This is a genomic window from Pseudomonas fluvialis, assembly GCF_002835605.1.
GTDB lineage: Bacteria > Pseudomonadota > Gammaproteobacteria > Pseudomonadales > Pseudomonadaceae > Aquipseudomonas > Aquipseudomonas fluvialis.
On record NZ_PIYS01000023.1, the window covers coordinates 79257 to 100204 of the forward strand.

Genomic DNA, 20948 nt, shown 5'->3' on the forward strand with positions numbered 1-20948 from the left:
GCTGGTACAGCGGGCCGTAGTCGTCTGTAACGGAGCGTTCCCTGCGGGAAACGCCACAACTGGCCGGGGGGTGCCCCGACTGTGCAGGTGAATCATGGCCTTTACCGTCGAATTGGAAGAATGGGTCGGCAGTGCCTGGCACCGCTTCATCACCCGCCGCGCCAGCCCCGATTTCCCCGAGGCCCGGGTCGAGCTGCAGAGCATGCAGCGTTCCCTGGCCTTACTGTTCAGAGCCCTCGGCGGTGCCGCCGGGGTCAGTGTCGATGCCGCCAGTGCTCGCGAACTGCTGGTGCGCCGCAACCTGGTGCAACAGGTCGCCGGCACCTGCCAGCAACTGCCGGTGGCCTGGTGCGACAGCAACAACCTGCGCCTGCCGGCCAGCCTGGCGGTGTACCCGCAGGTGGCGCTGAACCAGGAGCTGTACCGCTGGCTGGCGCTGCTCGCCGCGCAGTCCGGGCCGATGCGCCACTGGGCACGCGACAACCAGCGCTGGACCCAGCAACTGCTGGAACAATTCCCCGCGCTACGGCCGCGCTATCAGCGCCTGGTCGAAGCGCACCTGCCTCTGCGCCCGGACCCCGCGCAGCTGCCGCGCGAGGAAGCCGCGCTGGAGCGCGCCCTGCAGCAGGCGCTGCGTGAGCCGGGCAGTGTCAGCCAGTTCCCGCGCAGCGAGCGGGCGCCCTGGCCGCTGCCGATGTGGCTGTACCCGGCGGAAAACCTCGGCGCGCCGCAAAGCAGCGAGCTGAGCGAAGACAACGGCGAAGAGCAGGGCGGCCAGCCGCCGCGCCAGGACAGCAAGCTGCGCAAGCGCGGCAAGCGTATCGAGGAGCAGAGCGGCAAGGACGGTCTGCTGCTGTTCCGCCTGGAAAACCTGTTCAGCTGGTCCGAGCACGTCGAGCTGGACCGCTGCGAAGACGACAGCGAAGACCTCGATGCCAGCCGGGTTGCCGAAGACCTCGACGAACTGGCCCTGTCGCGCAAGCGCATGCGCAAGGGCGGCGGGCTGAAGCTCGACCTCGACCTGCCGGCCGCGGATTTCGACGACCTGCCGCTGGGCCCGGGCATCAAGCTGCCGGAGTGGGACTACCGCAAGCAGCAGCTCATCGATGACTTCGTCAACCTGCAACTGATGCTGCCGCGTGGCAGCGAACCCAAGGGCCTGCCTGCGCACCTCGCGCCGCTGGCCCGGCGCCTGCGCCGGCAATTCGAGAACCTGCGGCATACCCGCCAGTGGCTGCGCGGCCAGCCGCAGGGCAGCGAGCTGGACCTGCAGGCCTGGCTGGACTTCCACGTCGAGCGCCAGCACGGCCAGTGTGCCGAGCGCGGCCTGTTCATGGAGCAGCGCAACACCCGGCGCGACCTGGCCTGCCTGCTGCTGGCCGACCTGTCGATGTCCACCGATGCGCACCTCAACAACCACAGCCGGGTGATCGACGTGATCGTCGACAGCCTGCTGCTGTTTGGCGAGGCCCTGTCGGCGGTCGGTGATGACTTTGCGCTGTACGGCTTTTCCTCGCTGCGTCGCCAGCAGGTGCGTCTGCAGGAGCTGAAAAGCTTTCAGCAGCGCTACAACGACGACACCCGCGGGCGCATCCAGGCGCTCAAGCCCGGCTACTACACGCGCATGGGCGCGGCGATCCGCCAGGCCACCCGGCAACTGGAAGGCTGCCCGCAACGGCGCAAGCTGCTGCTGCTGGTCACCGACGGCAAGCCCAACGATATCGACCTCTACGAAGGCCGCTACGGTGTCGAGGACACCCGCCAGGCGGTGCTCGAGGCGCGCAGCAAGGGCCTGCTGCCGTTCTGCATCACCATCGACCGCGAGGCCGGTGCCTACCTGCCGTACATGTTCGGCGCCAATGGCTACACGCTGATCCACCAGCCCGAGCAACTGCCGACCCGCCTGCCGCAGCTGTATCGCCAGCTGACCCGCGACTGAAACGACAACGCCCCGCCAGCAGGACTGGCGGGGCGTTGTGCAAGGTGCGGAACACTCAGCTGATGGTGCGCGGGAACCACACGATGATCACCGCGCAAAACACCGTCAAGCCGATGCAGAACCACAGGAAGCGCCGCTGCTTGCGCTCGGCGGCCTGTTCGGCCAGGCGCGGCAGCGGCATCCCGCAGTTCTCGCATTCATCCGCCGTGGCGGGGTTGTCCTGCTGACAATACAAACACTTGGCCATGCTGCCCTCCTGTGTCGCTACAGTGCCAGCCGGCCAGGGCGAGCGTGCATGACGGCGATCAAGGCTTACTCGAACTGCTCCAGGCGCGCGCGGTCGAGCACGGTGATCTGCCGGCCATCGAGGTCGATGATGCCCTCGTCACTCAGGCGGCGGATGATCCGCGAAAAGGTTTCCGGCTGGATCGACAGGTGCCCGGCCACCAGCTGCTTGGTCACCGGCAGCTCGATGCGCGTCTCGCCGTCCGGCAGCTGTGCCAGCTGCGCGAGGAAGTAGCGCACCACGCGGTGGGTGGCGTTCTTCAGCGACAGGGTTTCGATCTCGTTAAGGCGCTGGTGCAGGCGGATGCACAGCTTGCCGATCAGCGCGAAAGTCAGCCGCTGGTTGGCCTGCAGCAGGCGCATGTAGGCGGCGTTGGAGAAACGGAACAGCTGGCTGGGGCCCACCGCCTGCGCCGAGGCCACGTAGTTGGGGGTGTCCATCAGCATCATCGCTTCGGCGAAGGTCTGCCGGTCGCCGATCACCTCGAAGATCTTTTCCTGGCCATCCGGGGTCAGGCGGTAGATTTTCACGCAGCCGGAAATGATGAAGTAGAAGGACTGCGCCTTCTCGCCCTGGATGAACAGCGTGTCGCCTTTCTCCAGGTTGAGCAGTTGGCTGGACTCCAGCAGTTCGTCGAGCTGTTCTTCACTGAGCGGTTCGAACAGGTGGTGGCTGCGCAAGATCTGCTGGTGTACGCGATGTGGCCCCATGCGTTGGCATCCTGAATGAAAGCGTTGGGCAAGGTCGGGCCTTGCTCTGGGAGTCGGTCGGCACCCGCTGCGGTTGGCGTGAGCCGGGAAGCGGCGCTCATGATACGCCAACCCCGACAAAGGAACAGTGTAGCGCAGGCGCGCAGACGGGCCGCGCCCTGCGGCATGTTGCCCCTACCAGCCGCCGCCACCGCCGCCGCCGCTGCCACCCCCGGAGGAGCCGCCGCCGGAGCTGCCGCTGCTCGACGAACTGCTCGCCGGCGGTGTGCTGGCGCTGCTGCTGGCCAGTGCCAGGCTGCTGCCCAGGCTGGCGGTGAGGGCCGCAGGCGAGCTGATCGGCCGCCGCGAGTCGTACCAGCGTGGCTGGTAGCCCTGCTCGCCGGGTTCGATCAGCCCGGTGGCGATGGCCTGGCTGAAACGCGCGGTCCAGCGCGCCTCCACGCCCAGGGCCATGGCATAGGGCAGGTGTTGCTCGTAGAGAGCAATGCTCATCGCCGGGGCATCGCCAGCACGGGCCAGGCTGTCGCTTTCCGCCAGGCTCAGGTACTCACGGTAGCCGGCCAGCTCATCGAGCAGTTGCTGGCCCAGCGCACTGGGCGCTTCCAGCCAGAAATAGAAGCCAATGAGCAGCGCCAGGTAGCCGGCCAGCAGCAGCCAGACCGGCAGGCTGGTGGCCGACAGCAAAAAGGCCAGGCCCAGGCAGGCAGCCAGCACGAACATCCCGCCGAAGAACAGCAGCATCAGCCGCCCGCTCCACTGGTTATCGCTGAGCCCAACGCGCACCACCAGCGCGCCCGGCAGGCCGAAACCGACGCTGAACAGCATGCCGGCGATGGCCATGCCCAGCTCGTCCCCCGGTTCGACACTGAGTACCACGCTGAGCAGCATGCCGGGCAACGCCAGCAACAGGCCATAGGCCCAGTCGCGGCGATTGCGCGCGTACCACGCCTTGGCGCGGCTTTGCAGGTGCTCCTGCAGCGCATCCTGGAGTGCCGCCAGGCGCTTTTCATAGCGCGTGCCGAGGGTCAGCGCCGCACTCTGCCGGCCCTGCGGGAACAGCTCGCGCAGCAGCGCCTGTTCGGCGGGTTGCTGCTCGGCGCTGTCGAGCTTGCCGGGTTGCAGCACAAAGCCTTCGGCGCGGGGCCGGTCCTTGAGCAACAGCAGGCCGCGAATCGCCCAGTCGGTGAAGCTCAGGCTGAGCGCCTCGGCCTCGCTCTGCCGGCCACGCCGCCACAGGTAGCCAACTTCTGCGGGCAGCAGCCCGTGCGGCCCCTGGAAGCGCGGAATCACCAGGCCGGCCTGCGGATCGCGGCCCACGCGGCGCCACTGGTGCAGGTAATAGCCCAGGCTGACCAGCAGCAGGAGCAGGCCGAGGCTGCTGCCGGGGTTGTCGAACAACAGGCGCAGGCTGCGCTGGGCCAAGTCGGGGCGCACGACCACCCCGCGCGGCCAGTCCACCGTCACGGTCAGCCCCTGCTGCACCGCGAGAGGCGCGCTGGTGCGCAGGCGCAAGCTGTTGTTGCCCTGTTGCAGCACGGCAAAGGATTCGCCCTGCTCACCCCGGCTGCCGGTATAGGCGGCCACCTGGGCGATCTGCGCGCCATCCGGCAATTGCAAGAACAGCGAGGCACGCAGGATCGGGAACTGCCAGTCGTTGCCGGTGACGTTCCAGTACAGCTCGTCACGCTCGGCATGGGCGATCAGCTGGGCATCGACCCGGTAATTCAACTGATAGGTGTAGCGCCCCGGCTTCAGCAGCTCATAGGGCGAGCCGAGGTAGAAGCGCTCGTAGGAGCCCTGGCGCTCGCGGTGCACGCTTTCCGGGCGGCCATCGCGGCTGGCGCTGAACTGCTCGATCGGAGTCTGCCGCCACAAACCGCCCGGCAGGCGGTAGCGCACCGGCAGGTCGCGGTAGATGCCGCGGCGGATCTGCTGGCCGGTGGCATACACAGTGATGCGCTCGCTGACCTGCAGCATGCCCTGTGTATCCAGGCGCAGGGTCACCGCAAAGTCCTCGATCAGCTCGCGCTCCTCGGCGTGCAGGCCGGCGGCCAGTAGACACAGGCCCAGGCAGAGCAGCAGGCGGCTCCAGTAATGGCGCATCTCAGAACTCCAGACGGGGGGACTCGCCCTGGCTGGCGTCGTCCAGGGTGAAATAGGCCGCCATCTGGAAGCCGCACAGGCGCGCCACCAGGTTGCTCGGCAAGGATTCGACCAGCACGTTGAGCGCCCGAACCGCCCCGTTGTAATAGCGGCGGGCCATCTGGATATGCTGCTCGCAGTCGCTGATCGCCTGTTGCAGCTCCAGGTAGTGACGGTCGGCCTGCAACTGCGGATAACTTTCCAGGCGCACGCAGAGCTGGCGCAGGCTCTGCCCCAGGCGGCTTTCCGCCTGGCTGCGCGCCGCACTGGCCGCACCCTGCAGGGCCTCGGCCTGTTCGCGCAGACGGGTTACTTGCAGCAGGGTGTCCTGCTCATGCTGCTGGTACTGGCGCACGCACTCGACCAGCGGCGGAATCAGGCTGGAACGGCGCTTGAGCTGCACCTCGATACCACTCCAGGCCTCGGCCACCCGCTGCCGGTTGAACACCAGGCGGTTGTAAATCCAGATGGCGGCGAGCAGCAGAAGCAGTGGCAGGGTATAGAACAGCCAGGTCATGGAGGGGCATCCTTGTCGATGCGGCATGGTAGTCGCGGCCCGCCAGCGAAGCACTAGCCAGCCGCCGGCAGACACGCGAAACAGGCACAACTCCGCATTTTTCCCGTGTGCCGGGCGGCGGGGGCGCAGCGCCAGCCCCGGCAACACAACGCAAGCGGCCAAGCCATGCTGACCCCGCCACCCGGCGACGTTACGCGCTCGCGGTATTTGGCACAGGCCAGGCATAAAACAGACGTCGCGCGAATACGTTAAGCGGCGGGATGGGGCGGGTAAGGTATTGATTTGTTTTGGTTTTGTGGTGGGTGGAGTGGCGTAGGCTGCGCAGTTAGATGGAAGTCGCTACTATCGCGTTAGTAAAGAATTCCGTCTAATCACTGTTAGAGCCAATCATGAAAACTCCGCCCCACCTTATTCCTGTGATGAACAACACGAAGTGGGATGAATTGCGCTTGGCTATGTATGAACTTGAACCAGCACCCGCGTGGCGCACAAAGTGCTGGGAAAACGGATTCGTCACCCCGTGGGATCGTGAGTGGTACTACCACTTTCGAGAAGGAGGGTACGAACTTACCGAATGGGTTGAAATTCGTACCGAATCAAATGAACAAAGGCATAGCGTGCTCTCTGTGCTCGACAGAGTCCATGTACCAACAGAAGAAATCTCAGATGGGTTTCGTGTGTATGGCTATATCCAACCAGGCCAGCAAATTGAGTATGCAAAGCTCTAACCCTACGCTCAAGTTCGCTCCCTTTGGTCGCTGGGACGCGCCTTCGGCGCGCCCCTTAGCTACACGTTATGCATTAAGGGCTGCCTGATGTTTCGCATTGATCTCACTGAAAAACAAATAGCTCTTGAAAAAATTCGAGATTTACTACGAGGTCATGAGCGCTCAGACCAGACACCTTCGAAAGCATTCCTACTAGAGCTCCACAAGTGCTTATCCAGCCTAAATGAGAACTATCCAGAAACCAAAGCTAGCCCCCTTTCAATAAAGGCCAAAAATCTTCTTAAAGATTTCAATCTAAAAAGTATTGGCGCGTTAGAAAAGAAAATTCGGCGCAAAGAAAATAGACGAAAAAGAAAAAACCGACGCCAGAAATATTACCCACCTCCGAGCCAGTCAGAGAAAAAAGTGAAGACCTGCTCGACTCACGATTACTTTATAAGGGCAGTTTTGGGGCAGGAAAAAGAAGGTAGCAGTGAAACCGCGAGCATAACAATTGTATATGGACTCTCCCCGCAAGTAGTGAGCAAAGCGTTGCTTTTGCACCTGCCGTCAGCGCGGTTGCATTCGACTATCCGGCCTGTTGTGGACTTCTTGCCCTGGCCATTCTGTAGTTCGCGTAGCGGGGCCAAGCGCTCAATCGATCACAGGTCAAAATGAGGGAGCAGACCACGTTCCGCTCTGCTGAAATCGTGGTCTGCCGCCTATCGCATACGCCTTTGGCTAGCCCTCGTCCGGCACCGCTTGGTTGGCCGGGCGGCGCTCGAAGCGTGCGCCGAGTACCAGCAGGCAGGGGGTCAGCAGCAGGGTCAGCAGGGTGGCGAAGGCCAGGCCTCCGGCTATTGCGCTGGATAGCTGGGTCCACCATTGGGTTGAGGGTGCGCCGAAGCCCAGGCTGGGGCTGAGCAGGTCGACATTCACGCCCAGTACCATCGGCACCAGGCCGAGGATGGTGGTGACCGCCGTGAGCAGGACCGGGCGCAGGCGCAGGCAGCCGGTTTCCAGCGCCGCCTGTGCGGCAGGCAGGCCCTGGCGGCGCAGCAGGTTGTAGGTGTCGATAAGGATGATGTTGTTGTTGACCACGATACCCGCCAGGGCAATCAGCCCCATGCCGACCATGACGATGCCGAACGACTGGCCGTTGACCAGCAGGCCGAGCAGCACCCCGGCGGTGGACAGCACGATGGCCGACAGCACCAGGCCGGCCTGGTAGAGGCTGTTGAACTGGGTGACGAGGATGATGGCCATGAGGAAGATCGCCACCACGAAGGCGGTCATCAGGAAGGTGGCTGCCTCGCGCTGGTCGGCATCCTCGCCGGCAAACTGCACCTGCACTGTGGCCGGCAGGCTGTCGAGGCTGGCACGCAGTGCGCGCAGGCGTTCGTCCAGGCGCGCACCTTCGGCCAGGTCGGCCTGCAGGGTGATGGTGCGGTTACCGTCGACACGGCGCAGCGTGCCGACCTTGGGCGCCGGCTGCAGGTCGACGAAGTGGCTGAGCGGCACCTGGCCGGCGCTGGTATTCAGGGTCAGGCGGCCCAACTGGTCGAGCGAGCGCCAGCTGCCGGGCAGGCGCACGCGGATATCCACCTCGTCGGTGGCGTCCTCGGGGCGGTAGGTGGCCAGCTTCAGGCCGTTGGTGAGCATTTGCACGGCGTTGCCCACGCTCAGTACGTCGGCGCCGAAGCGCGCAGCGGCTTCGCGGTCGACCTGCAGGCGCCATTCGATGCCGGGCAGTGCGCGGTCATCCTCGATATCCGTGAAGCCGCCGAGGCGGGCCATTTCCTCACGGATACGCGTGACCCACTGCTCGCCGAGCGCCGGGTCCTGCGCGCTGATCTGCAACTTCACCGGCTTGCCGTCGCTGGGGCCCTGTTCCTGCTTGCGAAATTCCAGCACTACCCCGGGTATGCCGGCGGTGCGCTGGCTCATGTCGGCGAGGATTGCCTTGGCCGGGCGGCGCTGGTGCCAGTCGACAAACTGGAACTGCAGCACGCCGACCACATCGGCGCCCAACTGGCCATCCGCCTGGGCCAGCGAGCGGGCGTACAGTGCCTTGACCTCGCGCATGCCCAGCACGCGGCTTTCCACCTGACGCAGTAGCGCATCCTTTTCCTGCACCGACAGGTCGCCGCGCGCACGCAGCCAGATCTGTGCGCTTTCCGGCTCGACATCGGGGAAGAATTCCACACCATGGTTGTACCGGCCGTAGCCGACATAGATCAGCGCAATCAGCCCGAGCATTCCCAGCAGGGTCAGGCCGGGGCGGCGCAGCAGGCTTGCCAGCACGCGCCGGTAGGCCTGCCCGGCGCGGCTGGCGTGCGGCGCCTGGGGGGCGGCCTGGCCGCCGCTCAGCGCACCGAGCACCGGCAGGAACACCAGGGCCATGGCCAGCGAGGCGAGCAGGCAGAGGATGACCGTGGCCGGCAGGTACTTCATGAACTGGCCGACCACGCCCGGCCAGAACAGCAGCGGCAGGAACACCACCAGGGTGGTGGCGGTCGAGGCGATCACCGGCCAGGCCATCCGCGATGCGGCATTCAGCCAGGCCTGGTGTGGGCTCTGGCCCTCGTGCAGGTGCCGGTCGGCCTGTTCGGAAACCACGATGGCGCCATCCACCAGCATGCCGGCGACCAGGATCAGGCTGAACAGCACGACGATATTCAGGGTGAAGCCGAGCATCCAGATCAGCAGGATGCCGGCCAGGAAGGCTCCCGGAATGGTCAGCCCGACCAGCAGCGCCGAGCGCAGGCCCATGCTCGCCACCACCAGGATCAGCACCAGGACGATGGCGGTCAGCACGTTGTTGAGCAGGTCGCTGAGCATGCTCTGCACTTCCTGCGACTGGTCCATGATGTAGCTGACCTGCAGGTCGGCCGGCAGCTGCGGGGCGGCCTCGGCGAACAGTGCCTTGACCTGTTCGATGGTGGCGATGATGTTGGCGCCGCTGCGCTTGGATACCTCCAGGACGATGGCCGGCTGGCCATTGATGCGCGCGAAGCCAGTGGGGTCCTTGAAGGTGCGGTGGATGGTCGCCACGTCGCCGAAGGTCACCACGCTGTCACCCACCACCTTGACCGGCAGGCTCAGCACGTCGTCGAGGTTTTCGATGACCCCTGGAACCTTCATGCTCAGTCGCCCGGCGCCGTTATCCAGGCTGCCGGCGGCAACCAGCCGGTTGTTGCGGCTGACCAGGGTGAACAGCGTGTTGTAGTCGATGCCGTAGCTGTCCAATACCTGCGGGTCGACGACGATCTCCAGCAGGTCTTCGCGGTCGCCGCCGATCTCCACCGAGAGCACCTCGGGGATGCCCTCGATGCGCTCCTTCAGGCGCCGGGCGATGTACACCAGCTCGGTTTCCGCGATGGGCCCGGAGAGGCCCACCGAGAGCACCGGGAACAACGCCACGTTGACCTCGTTGACCGTCGGTTCGTCGGCTTCCTCGGGCAGCTTGCTGCGCGCCGTATCGACCTTCTCGCGGACATCGGCGAGGGCCTGCTTGGCGTCGAAGCCGGCATCGAACTCCAGGGTCACCGAGGCATGTCCCTCGCTGGCCATGGCGCGCATTTCCTTGACCCCCTCCAGGCTGCGCAGCTCCTGCTCCAGCGGCCGTACCAGCAGGCGCTCGGCATCTTCCGGGCTGATGCCTTCCAGGCTCACCGAGACATAGATGATGGGAATCGCCACGTCCGGGTTGGATTCCTTGGGCATGGCGATATAGGCGGCCAGGCCGCCGAGCATGAGAAACGCCAGCAGCAACAGGCTGGTGCGGCTACGGTCTAGGGCGGCGGCGATCAGGCCATGCATCTCAGTGGGCCTCGCGTGGTTGGCTGTCGACCTGCTGGCCCGGCTCGACAAAGCCCTGGCCGAGGGTGATCAGCGCCAGGCGCTGCGGCAGCCCGCTTACCCAGGCCCCCTGGCTGTCGACACTGAGCAGTTCGACCGGGCTGAACACCACGCGCTGCTGCTCATCCACCCACTTCACTCCCTGGCGGCCGGCGGCATCCAGGCTAAGCAGCGCCGGCGACAGGCGATGTGCTGGCACCTCGCCGGTGCGGATATGCAGGGTGGCGCTGGCTCCGGCCAGGCGCAGGCCCTGCGGATTGGCCACTTTCACCTCGATACGGAAGCTGCGCGAACCGGGGTCGGCGGCGGCGGCAATGAAGTGCAGCTCGCCGCTCAGCTCGCGGCCATCCAGCAGCACCACGCGCACTGTCTGGCCGAGCTGCAACTGGCCGACCTGCTGCTGGGCAATCTGCGCGCTGACCTTCAGCTGGTCGATATCCACCAGGGTCAGCAGGGCCTGCCCCGGCTGCACGAAATCGCCCAGTTCGACCATGCGCTGGTCATAGATGCCGGCAAAGGGCGCGCGCACGGCGGTGTACTGCATTTGCAGGCGCGCACTGTCCAGCTCGGCGCGGGCCTTGGCCAGCTCGCTCTGCAGACGCAGCAGTTCGTTGGCGGAGATCAGGCTGCGCTGGCGCAATTGCTCGGCGGCGCGCACATCGCTGGCGCGCTGGCGTACCTCGGCCTCGCTGCGCGCCAGTTGCGCAGGACGTTCATCGGGCGACAGGCTGAGCAGCAACTGGCCTTCGGCCACGCGCTGGCCCTTGTCCTGGTCCAGGCGTTGCACGCGGGCGCTGACCTGGGCGCGCAGCTCGACCCGCCGCCAGGCTTCGATCTGCCCCTGCACCACCTGCTCGCGCTGCATCGGCTGGGCTTCCAGCCACTCCACCGCAACCCGCGCCAGCCCGGCGGGCGGCGCGCTGGACGGGCTGTCCGGCGCCGCGTCGTCACGCGCGACCAGGCGTTCGCCACTGAACAGCCAGGCCAGCAACAGCAGGGCAATCAGCAGCGCGATGATCCAGGGACGTTGACGCAACAAGGCGAACATGGCGATTACTCGTGAGGGATGGGCGCGCGGTGCTGCGCAGCCGCCTGGCCATGCAGGCCGGCGATGATGAAGTCGGTGACTCGGGCGAAATACGCCTCCAGCTCGATCGGCTCGGCCCAGTGGGCAAAGCCCCCGGAGGCAATTCGCGCGATCACCCCGTTGAAGCAGGCCTCGATGCCCCACAGCAGCGTCTGGACAGCCTCGGGGGTCAGCGCCAGCTCGGCAAAGCTGTCTTGCAGCAGCTCGCTGAACAGCGCCAGGTACTGCCCTTCCAGGGTGATGAACTGCGCCCGGCAATCCTCCTCCAGGCGCGCCTGAAAGGCCGGTCGGTCGCACAACTGGCACAACTGCGCCTGCAGGGGGTCGGCGAGCAACTGGGCAAAGGCGCGCTGGATCACCTGGCGCATGGCCTGCCCGGCCGGGGCCTGGCGCGCTACCTCGCGCAGCTCCTGCAGGTGCTGCTGCGAGCGGTCCAGCACCAGCCGCGCATACAGTGCCTCCTTGCTGGGAAAGTGCTTGTACACCGTACCCTTGCCGATCCCCGCCTGCTGGGCCAGCTCGGCAATGGTCACGCGGTCCCAGGGCTGTGCCTGGAACAACTGGCGCGCGGCGGCCAGCAAGAGCCCTTCACGTTGTTGAAAGAGGTGTTCCTGATAACGCATGAGGCAGGCCTGAGTGATCGTGACTGCCGGTCATGCTATGACTGTTGGTCATAATCCGACAAGCGCCAGTTGTAACAGGGCGCTAAAGAGGCGCGTGGCCGGGGGCTGGGCAAATCCGCGATACTGCGTGGCCCCATCCTCCGGTAACGCCTGCGCACCCCAGCAGAGCGCGGCCACCTTTTATGCAAAGGACTGCAGCATGAAAAAACTCCTCGTACTGATATTGCTGGCCGCAGCGGGCTGGCACTTCTACCCCGGGCATAGTGCTAGCCCGGTGATTACCAATATCGCGGCAGACGGCTCAACCCTGGGCAGCCCGGTGGTTATTCAGCCAGCCCTGTCCTGGCTGTCAGTGGACAGGCTGTTTGCCTGGCTAACCCCGGAAAGCTCGCCCGCCAGCACCACCCCATCCCGCCTGGCGCCCCAGCAGGCCAGCGCCAGCCGTTATCGTTGCGATGGGCGCACGCACTGCTCACAAATGACCTCGTGCGAAGAAGCCCGCTTTTTCCTGCACAACTGCCCTGCAACAAAAATGGATGGCAACCGCGACGGCGTACCCTGCGAACAGCAATGGTGCCGCTGAAGCAAACAGCGGTTCGTGCCAGCAATCAAATCGTATAGAAAGGTTGCGCGCGAATAGTGGGAAGTGGTTCGAGTGAAGGGTAACGCTTTGATTTATTATGATTTTATTGAAGTAGGCGGCGTTGGTTGTGGGGTTATGAAGAATTCCATTTGGCTGCGCTTATATAAAGTCTGAAATAACTCTGGTTCATAAGGAAATATCGATATGAAAGTTGTCTGGATGGTTCTCATGGCTTCACTCTTGCTGGGTTGTGCCAAGCAGGACGCCAATGTCGATCTGGTCAAGCAGTTTTGGCAGGCCATGGCGGCCGGTGATTCGGAAGCCCTGAAGCCGCTGCTGAGTGACCCGCGGCAGGCTGAATTCCTGGCCAATATCAGTCTGGCCATTGAAAGCTATGAAGTCCTCGATGCCACCCAGGATGGGGTCAACGTTAAATTTGTCCGGCACTGTTACCCTGAGGTAATTGTGCCGACCATCGTTGTCCAGAAAGATGGCGTGCCCAAGGTTAATTTCATGGCAACGCTGCAAGCCCAGATGAAGCAGATGGCGGGAGTAGAACCCACCCAGCAGTATTGTTATGAGTTTAAAGATCAGCCCATGCAGGGCGTGATCAACGGCCAGCCTTGGCAGGCCCGGCATGTGCATCGCCAAGTGGTGGATTTCGGCAATAGAACGGAAGAGAAAATCGCTATCTATGCCGACGCGTGCCCGCAAGATAACTGCTTCATGGTGGCTACACCGAGCATCCTGATAAGCAAGCTGGATTTTTCCGGGGCGGGCGGGAATCTTGATAACAAGAAAAACGTCACGCTTTATACGCCGCCAGGCAACAATGTCATGGTTACTCAGGGTAGTTACCGACTGTCCAAGTCTGCCGAGGGTAAAACCAGGCTGGAAATCAGTTTTAACCATGATGCTGAAAACGCAATGAATGGTTATATCGAGTACGAATAGGGCTAAAAAGAGACATAGAGGGCAGGTCACGTTTTCGCTCTGCTTAAATCGTGGCCTGTTCCCTGTTGCGCAGATCAGATAGCGAAGTACCTAACAACTAATTAAATTTGCTCACTGGGACGGCTTTAAGCGCGTCCCTTGGCCAAATATTAAGGACGGCCAATGCATACTCCGGTCATACAGGAAGAAACCAGCGGGTGCGGCATTGCTGCGGTTGCCAATATTCTTGGCAAGACCTATGCGGAGATGCAGGCTATCGCTAACGGCATGGGCATTTATGCGTCGGATGAAGCCTTGTGGTCCGATACCCAGTATGTTCGCCGGCTGTTGGCACAGGCCGGGGTGCAAACTTCGACGAGCGAAATTCCTTTTGTAGCCTGGGAGACCTTGCCGGATTTGGCGTTGTTGTCCATCAAGCATCATCAGGAACAGGGTATTCATTTCTGGCACTGGGTTGTGTTCAGGCGTATGGATAACAAGCCGTGTGTGCTGGACTCGGCGAGCTACCTGCCTGCCAATATTCGTTATGACTTTGACGCCATGCAGCCCAAGTGGTTTATCGAAGTGCTGCGTGCATAACGCCGCGCATCAGCAGCTACAGCACAGCGCACATTGCACGATAGGCAAGGACAACAGGGGCAGGCCTCGCGTGTCCGGTGTTTGGCGATCGGATTAAAAACGCTGCGCTCACGGCAGCGTGTTTGTGGCGCCCCCGCTACATAGAACAGGCAGGCCCGCAAAGACGGCGGGGACGCGAGCCGCTTGGCTGGCGTCCCCGCAGAGCGTGGCTTGGCGCTGCTTATTCCACGGTCACCGACTTGGCCAGGTTGCGCGGCTGGTCGACGTCGGTGCCCTTGAGCACGGCGACGTGGTAGGACAGCAGCTGTAGCGGCAGGGTGTAGAGGATAGGCGCGAGCAGCGCGTGGCTGTGCGGCATGTTGATGACGCGGGTGCCTTCGCCGTTTTCCAGCTGGGCGTCGCGGTCGGCGAAGACGATCAGCTGGCCGCCGCGCGCGCGTACTTCCTGCAGGTTGGACTTGAGCTTTTCCAGCAGCTCGTTGTTGGGCGCCACGGTGACTACCGGCATGTCGCTGTCGACCAGCGCCAGCGGGCCATGCTTGAGCTCGCCGGCCGGGTAGGCTTCGGCGTGGATGTAGGAGATTTCCTTGAGCTTGAGCGCACCTTCCATGGCCACCGGGTACTGCTCGCCACGCCCGAGGAACAGGCTGTGGTGCTTCTCGGCGAAGGCTTCGGCGACTTTCTCGATCTGCCCGTCCATGTCCAGCGCCTGCTTGAGCAGGCCCGGCAGGCCGCGCAGGGCCTGCACCGCATCGGCTTCGACGGCGGCCGGCAGGCTGCCTCGGGCGCGGCCGATGGCCAGGGTGAGCAGCAGCAGGCCGACCAGCTGGGTGGTGAAGGCCTTGGTCGAGGCGACGCCGATTTCCGGGCCGGCGCGGGTCAGCAGGGTCAGGTCGGATTCGCGTACCAGCGAGCTGGTGCCGACGTTGCAGATGGCGAGGCTGGCCAGGTAGCCGGCATCTTTGGCATTGCGCAGGGCGGCCAGGGTGTCGGCGGTTTCCCCGGACTGCGAGATGGTCACGAACAGCGCGTCGGGCTGGACGGCCACCTGGCGGTAGCGGAACTCGCTGGCCACTTCCACCTGGCAGGGCACGCCGGTCAGCGCCTCCAGCCAGTAACGGGCGACCAGACCGGCGTGGTAGCTGGTGCCGCAGGCGACGATCTGCACGTTGCGCACGCGGCCGAACAGCTCGCCGGCCTGCGGGCCGAAGGCCTGGGTCAGCACGTGGTCGGCGGCCAGGCGGTCTTCCAGGGTGCGCTGTACCACCTTGGGCTGCTCGTGGATTTCCTTGAGCATGTAGTGACGGTATTCGCCCTTGTCGGCGGCTTCCGCCTGCTCGTGGTACTGCACCATGTCGCGCTGCACGGCCTGACCCTGGGCGTCCCAGATCTGCAGGCTGTCGCGGCGGATTTCCGCGATGTCGCCTTCTTCCAGGTAGATGAAGCGGTCGGTGACCTGGCGCAGGGCCAGCGGGTCGGAGGCGAGGAAGTTTTCCCCCAGGCCCAGGCCAATCACCAGCGGGCTGCCGCTGCGCGCGGCGAGCAGGCGGTCTGGCTGAGCGGCGCTGATCACCGCCAGGCCGTAGGCACCATGCAGTTGGCGGACTGCGGCCTTGAGCGCATCGGCCAGATCGGCGTGGCTTTTCAGCAGGTGGTGCAGCAGGTGGACGATGGTTTCCGTGTCGGTCTGCGAGCTGAACACATAGCCCAGCGCCTGCAGTTCGCCGCGCAGGCTTTCGTGGTTCTCGATGATGCCGTTGTGCACCACGGCCAGGTCAGTGCTGGAGAAGTGCGGGTGGGCGTTGGCTTCGCTCGGCGCGCCGTGGGTGGCCCAACGGGTGTGCGCGATGCCCAGGCGGCCGACCAGCGGCTCGGCCTGCAGGGCCTGTTCCAGCTCGACGACCTTGCCGGTGCGCCGGCAGCGCTGCAGCTGCCCGGCGTCGGTGTATACCGCTACCCCGGCGCTGTCGTAGCCACGGTATTCGAGGCGCTTGAGGCCTTCGACCAGAATCGCGCTAACCTGCCGCTCGGCAATGGCGCCAACGATGCCACACATAGGCAATGCTCCTTGTCAGTGAGGAAGGGGCGCCAGCAGTACACGAATACCGCGCGCCTCCAGTTCGCGACGCGCCGCACCGGGCAGGCGCTCGTCGCTGATCAGGGTATGAATGCTGCCCCAGGGCAGCTCCAGGTTGGGCATCTTGCGCCCGAGTTTGTCGCTTTCCGCCAGGACGATCACTTCGCGGGCCACTTCGGCCATGACCCGCGACAGCCCGAGCAGTTCATTGAAGGTGGTGGTGCCGCGGGCCAGGTCGAGGCCGGCGGCGCCGATGAACAGCTGGTCGAAGTCGTAGGAGCGCAGCACCTGTTCGGCAACCTGGCCCTGGAACGACTCGGAATGCGGGTCCCAGGTACCGCCGGTCATCAGCAGCACCGGCTCGTGCTCCAGCTCGCGCAGTGCATTGGCCACGTTCAGCGAGTTGGTCATCACCACCAGGCCGGGCTGATGACCAAGCTGGGGGATCATCGCCGCGGTGGTGCTGCCGCTGTCGATGATGATGCGTGCGTGCTCGCGGATCAGCCCCACAGCCAGGCGGGCGATGGCCTGCTTGCCAGCGGATACCGGCTGCGCCGGCTCGCCGATCAGTTCCTGGGGCATGGTCACCGCGCCACCGTAGCGACGCAGCAGCAGGCCGTTTTTCTCCAGTTCGGCGAGGTCCTTGCGAATGGTCACTTCCGAGGTGGCGAAGGCCCGCGCCAGGGCGTCCACGCTGACTTCACCCTGCTCGTTGAGCAGGGCCAGAATGGCGTGGCGACGTTGCGGCGTGTTGCGTTTCGACATGCGAAAGTTTCGGTTCGTAAGAAAAAGTGCGCGAATCAAAACATGCGCACCGGGGAGCCGGCAAGTCTCATTCGTCGTCTGCACAGACGCCTGCGGGGCGGGCTGCTAAGGTGGCGGGCATGCAAAGGCTGGAGGAACTCAATGATGCAGGCGGGCTGGCTGTGGACGATGGCGGGGCTGTTGCTGGGCGTGTTGCTGCTGCTTGGCCTCTGGGGCTGGCGGGAGTTGCAGCGCATTCGCCAGCTGGAAGCCAAGGTGGAGCGGCAGGCGGCGTTGCTGGCACAGATCGACCAGGTGCTGGACAACCCGACGCTGGATGCCGCCGAGCAGCGCCGCCAGAGCGAGGCGCTGATGGCCCATGTGCTGGCCCTGCGTGAGGGTCGCTGAGCGCGGCGTTCAGCGCGTTGCGTGGGCCAGTTGCGCGTGGCGCGGGCAGTCCAGGGTGTGGTCCATGACCATCCCGGCGGCCTGCATGAAGGCGTAGCAGATAGTCGGGCCGACGAAGCTGAAGCCGGCCTTGCGCAGTGCCTTGCTCATCGCCTCGGCAGCCGGGGTGACGCTGGGCACTTCGGCGAGGCTGGCGTAGTGGTTGATCTGCGGTGTGCCGGCGACGAACGACCAGAGCATCGCCACCGGGTCATCCAGGCGCAGCCAGGCCTGGGCATTCTGCCGGGCGGCGCGCAGCTTGAGGCGGTTGCGGATGATCCCCGGGTCCTGCAGGCGTTCCTCGATCTCCGCGTCGCTCATCCGTGCCAGCCGCTCGGCTGAGAAATGCCACAGCACCTCGCGGTAGCGCGCGCGTTTCTTCAGTACGGTGATCCATGACAGGCCGGCCTGGAAGCCCTCCAGCAACAGCAACTCGAACAGCCGCTGCGGGTCGCGCAGGGGTACGCCCCACTCTTCGTCGTGGTAGGCGATATACAGGGGGTCTTGGCTACACCAGGAGCAGCGGGGCATCGGCCTGTCCATGCGTTGCGGGCGGGGTTGATCGGGTATACTCGCCGGTTTTACGCCCAAGCATCCAAACCGGTGATATTCGTGAGCCAGACTACGCCCGACGTGAGCACCTTCCAAGGCCTGATCCTCGCCCTGCAGAGTTACTGGGCCGAGCAGGGCTGCGTGATCCTGCAACCCTACGACATGGAAATGGGCGCGGGTACGTTCCACACCGCCACCTTCCTGCGCGCCATCGGCCCGGAGACCTGGAACGCTGCCTACGTGCAGCCCTCGCGCCGCCCGGCCGACGGCCGCTACGGCGAGAACCCCAACCGTCTGCAGCACTACTACCAGTTCCAGGTGGTACTCAAGCCGAACCCGGACAACATCCAGGACCTGTACCTGGAGTCGCTGCGCCGCATCGGCGTCGACACCAGCGTGCACGACATCCGCTTCGTCGAGGACAACTGGGAATCGCCGACCCTGGGCGCCTGGGGCCTGGGCTGGGAAGTCTGGCTGAACGGCATGGAAGTCACCCAGTTCACCTACTTCCAGCAGGTCGGCGGCGTCGAGTGCTACCCGGTCACTGGCGAGATCACCTATGGCCTGGAGCGCCTGGCCATGTACCTGCAGGGCGTCGACTCGGTGTATGACCTGGTCTACTCCGACGGCCCGTTCGGCAAGGTCACCTACGGCGACGTGTTCCACCAGAACGAGGTGGAGCAGTCCACCTTCAACTTCGAACACGCCAACGTCGACAAGCTGTTCGAGCTGTTCGATTTCTACGAGTCGGAAGCCAACCGCCTGATGGAGCTGCAGCTGCCGCTGCCGGCCTACGAAATGGTCATCAAGGCCAGCCACAGCTTCAACCTGCTGGATGCCCGCCGTGCCATCTCGGTGACCGCGCGTCAGCAGTACATCCTGCGTGTGCGTACCCTGGCGCGGAACATCGCGCAGAGCTACCTGCTGGCCCGCGCCAAGCTCGGCTTCCCGATGGCCACCCCCGAACTGCGTGATGAAGTGCTGGCCAAGCTGAAGGAGGCCGAATAATGAGCGCCCAAGATTTTCTGGTTGAACTGGGCACCGAAGAGCTGCCCCCGAAAGCCCTGAAGAGCCTCGGCGAGGCTTTCCTGGCCGGCGTCGAGAAAGGCCTCAAGAGTGCCGGTCTGGACTACCTGCAGGCCCGCTACTACGCCGCGCCGCGCCGTCTGGCCGTGCTTGTCGAGCGCCTGCAGGCGCAGCAGCCGGATCGCACGCTGAACCTCGATGGCCCGCCCGTACAGGCGGCCTTCGACAAGGACGGCAACCCCACCCAGGCCGCGCTGGGCTTTGCCAAGAAGTGCGGTGTCGACCTGGCCGAGATCGACCGCTCGGGCGCCAAGCTCAAGTTCAGCCAGTGCATTGCCGGGCAAGCGGCGGTCAGCCTGCTGCCGGGGATTGTCGAGGCCTCGCTGGCCGACCTGCCGATTCCCAAGCGCATGCGCTGGGCGGCGCGCAAGGAAGAGTTCGTGCGCCCGACCCAGTGGCTGGTGATGCTGTTCGGTGATGCCGTAGTGGATTGCCAGATTCTCGCCCAGCAGGCCGGGCGCACGTCGCGCGGGCACCGTTTCCATGCCAACCACGAAGTGCGTATCAGCAGCCCGGCCAGCTATGCCGAGGACCTGCGCAGCGCCTATGTGCTGGCTGACTTCGCCGAACGCCGCGCGCAGATCGCCGCGCGCGTCGAGCAGCTGGCCCAGGCCGAGAACGGCAGCGCCATCGTGCCGCCGGCGCTGCTCGATGAAGTGACCGCGCTGGTCGAATGGCCGGTGCCGCTGGTCTGTTCCTTCGAGGAACGTTTCCTTGAGGTGCCGCAGGAAGCGCTGATCACCACCATGCAGGACAACCAGAAGTACTTCTGCCTGCTGGATGGCAACGGCAAGCTGCTGCCGCGCTTCATCACCGTGGCCAACATCGAGTCGAAAGACCCGGCACAGATCGTTTCCGGCAACGAGAAGGTGGTGCGTCCGCGCCTCACCGACGCCGAGTTCTTCTTCAAGCAGGACAAGCGCCAGCCGCTGGAAAAACGCAACGAGCGCCTGGCCAACGTGGTGTTCCAGGCCCAGCTGGGCAGCGTGTTCGACAAGGCCAAGCGGGTGTCCGCGCTGGCCGGCTTTATCGCTCGGCAGATCGGCGCTGACCCGGCGCGCGCCGAGCGTGCCGGCCTGCTCTCCAAGTGCGACCTGGCCAGCGAGATGGTCGGCGAGTTCCCGGAAATGCAGGGCATTGCCGGCTACTACTACGCGCTGCACGACGGCGAGCCGGAGGACGTGGCCAAGGCGCTCAACGAGCAGTACATGCCGCGTGGCGCCGGCGCCGAGCTGCCGCAGACCCTGACCGGCGCGGCCGTGGCGGTGGCCGACAAGCTCGACACCCTGGTCGGCATCTTCGGCATTGGCATGCTGCCCACCGGCTCCAAGGACCCCTACGCGCTGCGCCGCGCCGCGCTGGGCGTGCTGCGCATCCTCATCGAGAAGCAGCTGGACCTCGACCTGGTGCAGGCAGTGGCCTTTGCCATCGAACAGTACGGCGAGCGCGTCAAGGCCGCCGGCCTGGCCGCACAGGTGCTCGACTTCATCTTCGACCGCCTGCGTGCGCGCTACGAGGACGAAGGCGTAGACGTTGCCGTCTACCAGGCGGTGCGTGCGGTCAACCCGGCGTCGCCGCTGGACTTCGACCAGCGCGTGCAGGCCGTGCAGGCTTTCCGTCAGCTGCCGGAAGCCGCTGCCCTGGCGGCCGCCAACAAGCGCGTGTCGAACATCCTGGCCAAGGCCGAAGGCCAGCTGCCGGCCTCGGCGTCGGCGCATTTCTTCGACAATCCCAGCGAGTTCACCCTCAATGCGGCCATTCACCATGCCCGCGATGCGGTGCAGCCGCTGGCCGTGCAGCGCCAGTACCACCTGGCCCTGAGCCAGCTGGCCAGCCTGCGTGAGCCGGTGGATGGCTTCTTCGAAGCGGTGCTGGTGAACGCCGAGGATGCCAACGTACGCGCCAACCGTTATGCCCTGCTGGCCGAGCTGCGTGGCCTGTTCCTCGGCGTGGCGGATATTTCACTGCTGGGCTGACCCCGGCAGCGGCACGCGCCAGGCGGGCGGCGGCAGGTTGTGCGCCGTGGCCTGGCGTGTATCGCTGGGAGCTTGTGG

General features: G+C 64.8%; 19 protein-coding genes. 9 read left to right on the top strand and 10 right to left on the bottom strand.

The window, feature by feature from the left end:
• Positions 1-94 precede the first annotated feature (94 nt).
• On the top strand, positions 95-1939 hold the full coding sequence (locus tag CW360_RS12455) for a nitric oxide reductase activation protein NorD (protein ID WP_101193917.1): 1845 nt from the start codon (positions 95-97) through the stop codon (positions 1937-1939).
• A gap of 55 nt (positions 1940-1994) precedes the next feature.
• Here CW360_RS12455 and CW360_RS12460 read toward each other — a convergent pair whose 3' ends face one another.
• From CW360_RS12460 to CW360_RS12475, 4 genes are all read right to left on the bottom strand, one after another.
• Entirely contained in the window at positions 1995-2186 is a 192-nt protein-coding gene (locus CW360_RS12460) for a DnrP protein (RefSeq protein WP_093986108.1), read from the bottom strand.
• 65 nt (positions 2187-2251) lie between these two features.
• Entirely contained in the window at positions 2252-2935 is a 684-nt protein-coding gene (locus CW360_RS12465; protein ID WP_101193918.1) for a Crp/Fnr family transcriptional regulator, read from the bottom strand.
• 174 nt (positions 2936-3109) lie between these two features.
• Complete coding sequence (locus tag CW360_RS12470) at positions 3110-5038, bottom strand: DUF2207 domain-containing protein (protein ID WP_101193919.1); 1929 nt, start codon at positions 5036-5038, stop codon at positions 3110-3112.
• A gap of 1 nt (position 5039) precedes the next feature.
• Positions 5040-5594, bottom strand: coding sequence for a LemA family protein (locus CW360_RS12475; protein ID WP_101193920.1), 555 nt, complete (start codon positions 5592-5594; stop codon positions 5040-5042).
• A 389-nt stretch (positions 5595-5983) separates the two neighbouring features.
• On the opposite strand from CW360_RS12475, the gene CW360_RS12480 reads away from it, so the two are divergent.
• Both CW360_RS12480 and CW360_RS16840 read left to right on the top strand, forming a co-directional pair.
• Positions 5984-6322, top strand: a complete 339-nt coding sequence (locus CW360_RS12480) for a DUF6678 family protein (RefSeq protein ID WP_212633298.1) — start codon at positions 5984-5986, stop codon at positions 6320-6322.
• A gap of 87 nt (positions 6323-6409) precedes the next feature.
• Positions 6410-6979, top strand: a complete 570-nt coding sequence (locus CW360_RS16840) for a hypothetical protein (protein ID WP_157825303.1) — start codon at positions 6410-6412, stop codon at positions 6977-6979.
• Positions 6980-7042: 63 nt separating this feature from the next.
• Here the strand turns inward: CW360_RS16840 and CW360_RS12485 are convergent, their stop codons facing one another.
• Genes CW360_RS12485 through CW360_RS12495 form a run of 3 tightly spaced genes read right to left on the bottom strand, consistent with a single transcriptional unit; the run spans position 7043 to position 11872 of the window.
• The gene (locus tag CW360_RS12485) at positions 7043-10123 is read right to left on the bottom strand and encodes an efflux RND transporter permease subunit (RefSeq protein WP_093986113.1); all 3081 of its coding nucleotides are present in this window, start codon (positions 10121-10123) and stop codon (positions 7043-7045) included.
• 1 nt (position 10124) lies between these two features.
• On the bottom strand, positions 10125-11210 hold the full coding sequence (locus tag CW360_RS12490) for an efflux RND transporter periplasmic adaptor subunit (RefSeq protein WP_101193921.1): 1086 nt from the start codon (positions 11208-11210) through the stop codon (positions 10125-10127).
• A gap of 5 nt (positions 11211-11215) precedes the next feature.
• Positions 11216-11872 carry a TetR/AcrR family transcriptional regulator gene (locus tag CW360_RS12495; protein WP_101193922.1) on the bottom strand — a complete coding sequence of 219 codons (657 nt, stop codon included), beginning with the start codon at positions 11870-11872 and terminating at the stop codon, positions 11216-11218.
• Positions 11873-12071: 199 nt separating this feature from the next.
• On the opposite strand from CW360_RS12495, the gene CW360_RS12500 reads away from it, so the two are divergent.
• From CW360_RS12500 to CW360_RS12510, 3 genes are all read left to right on the top strand, one after another.
• Positions 12072-12455, top strand: coding sequence for an excalibur calcium-binding domain-containing protein (locus tag CW360_RS12500; protein WP_165765319.1), 384 nt, complete (start codon positions 12072-12074; stop codon positions 12453-12455).
• 204 nt (positions 12456-12659) lie between these two features.
• Complete coding sequence (locus tag CW360_RS12505; RefSeq protein WP_101193923.1) at positions 12660-13409, top strand: hypothetical protein; 750 nt, start codon at positions 12660-12662, stop codon at positions 13407-13409.
• Between the two features lie 162 nt (positions 13410-13571).
• Complete coding sequence (locus CW360_RS12510) at positions 13572-13988, top strand: hypothetical protein (protein WP_093986117.1); 417 nt, start codon at positions 13572-13574, stop codon at positions 13986-13988.
• A 220-nt stretch (positions 13989-14208) separates the two neighbouring features.
• On the opposite strand, the gene glmS is transcribed toward CW360_RS12510, so the two are convergent.
• Together glmS and CW360_RS12520 are read right to left on the bottom strand one after the other, a co-directional pair.
• The gene (gene glmS / locus CW360_RS12515) at positions 14209-16044 is read right to left on the bottom strand and encodes a glutamine--fructose-6-phosphate transaminase (isomerizing) (protein ID WP_101193924.1); all 1836 of its coding nucleotides are present in this window, start codon (positions 16042-16044) and stop codon (positions 14209-14211) included.
• Between the two features lie 15 nt (positions 16045-16059).
• Positions 16060-16830 (bottom strand): DeoR/GlpR family DNA-binding transcription regulator, encoded by a 771-nt coding sequence (locus CW360_RS12520; RefSeq protein ID WP_101193925.1) that lies wholly within the window; start codon positions 16828-16830, stop codon positions 16060-16062.
• Positions 16831-16971: 141 nt separating this feature from the next.
• Between CW360_RS12520 and CW360_RS12525 the strand changes: the two genes are divergently transcribed.
• Positions 16972-17217 carry a hypothetical protein gene (locus CW360_RS12525; RefSeq protein WP_101193926.1) on the top strand — a complete coding sequence of 82 codons (246 nt, stop codon included), beginning with the start codon at positions 16972-16974 and terminating at the stop codon, positions 17215-17217.
• A 9-nt stretch (positions 17218-17226) separates the two neighbouring features.
• Here the strand turns inward: CW360_RS12525 and CW360_RS12530 are convergent, their stop codons facing one another.
• Positions 17227-17787, bottom strand: coding sequence for a DNA-3-methyladenine glycosylase I (locus CW360_RS12530; RefSeq protein ID WP_101193927.1), 561 nt, complete (start codon positions 17785-17787; stop codon positions 17227-17229).
• Positions 17788-17868: 81 nt separating this feature from the next.
• Here CW360_RS12530 and glyQ point away from each other — a divergent pair, with 81 nt between their 5' ends.
• Both glyQ and glyS read left to right on the top strand, forming a co-directional pair.
• A complete protein-coding gene (gene glyQ / locus CW360_RS12535; protein WP_101193965.1) occupies positions 17869-18816 on the top strand; it encodes a glycine--tRNA ligase subunit alpha in 948 nt (315 codons plus the stop codon).
• Entirely contained in the window at positions 18816-20870 is a 2055-nt protein-coding gene (gene glyS / locus CW360_RS12540) for a glycine--tRNA ligase subunit beta (protein ID WP_101193928.1), read from the top strand. The genes glyQ and glyS overlap by 1 nt, the downstream gene beginning before the upstream one ends.
• Positions 20871-20948 lie beyond the last annotated feature (78 nt).

Coding starts and splice junctions, on each gene's coding strand:
- CW360_RS12455 (WP_101193917.1), top strand. CDS start 95: ATGGCCTTTACCGTCGAATTGGAAGAATGGGTCGGCAGTGCCTGGCAC.
- CW360_RS12460 (WP_093986108.1), bottom strand. CDS start 2,186: ATGGCCAAGTGTTTGTATTGTCAGCAGGACAACCCCGCCACGGCGGAT.
- CW360_RS12465 (WP_101193918.1), bottom strand. CDS start 2,935: ATGGGGCCACATCGCGTACACCAGCAGATCTTGCGCAGCCACCACCTG.
- CW360_RS12470 (WP_101193919.1), bottom strand. CDS start 5,038: ATGCGCCATTACTGGAGCCGCCTGCTGCTCTGCCTGGGCCTGTGTCTA.
- CW360_RS12475 (WP_101193920.1), bottom strand. CDS start 5,594: ATGACCTGGCTGTTCTATACCCTGCCACTGCTTCTGCTGCTCGCCGCC.
- CW360_RS12480 (WP_212633298.1), top strand. CDS start 5,984: ATGAAAACTCCGCCCCACCTTATTCCTGTGATGAACAACACGAAGTGG.
- CW360_RS16840 (WP_157825303.1), top strand. CDS start 6,410: ATGTTTCGCATTGATCTCACTGAAAAACAAATAGCTCTTGAAAAAATT.
- CW360_RS12485 (WP_093986113.1), bottom strand. CDS start 10,123: ATGCATGGCCTGATCGCCGCCGCCCTAGACCGTAGCCGCACCAGCCTG.
- CW360_RS12490 (WP_101193921.1), bottom strand. CDS start 11,210: ATGTTCGCCTTGTTGCGTCAACGTCCCTGGATCATCGCGCTGCTGATT.
- CW360_RS12495 (WP_101193922.1), bottom strand. CDS start 11,872: ATGCGTTATCAGGAACACCTCTTTCAACAACGTGAAGGGCTCTTGCTG.
- CW360_RS12500 (WP_165765319.1), top strand. CDS start 12,072: ATGAAAAAACTCCTCGTACTGATATTGCTGGCCGCAGCGGGCTGGCAC.
- CW360_RS12505 (WP_101193923.1), top strand. CDS start 12,660: ATGAAAGTTGTCTGGATGGTTCTCATGGCTTCACTCTTGCTGGGTTGT.
- CW360_RS12510 (WP_093986117.1), top strand. CDS start 13,572: ATGCATACTCCGGTCATACAGGAAGAAACCAGCGGGTGCGGCATTGCT.
- glmS (WP_101193924.1), bottom strand. CDS start 16,044: ATGTGTGGCATCGTTGGCGCCATTGCCGAGCGGCAGGTTAGCGCGATT.
- CW360_RS12520 (WP_101193925.1), bottom strand. CDS start 16,830: ATGTCGAAACGCAACACGCCGCAACGTCGCCACGCCATTCTGGCCCTG.
- CW360_RS12525 (WP_101193926.1), top strand. CDS start 16,972: ATGATGCAGGCGGGCTGGCTGTGGACGATGGCGGGGCTGTTGCTGGGC.
- CW360_RS12530 (WP_101193927.1), bottom strand. CDS start 17,787: ATGCCCCGCTGCTCCTGGTGTAGCCAAGACCCCCTGTATATCGCCTAC.
- glyS (WP_101193928.1), top strand. CDS start 18,816: ATGAGCGCCCAAGATTTTCTGGTTGAACTGGGCACCGAAGAGCTGCCC.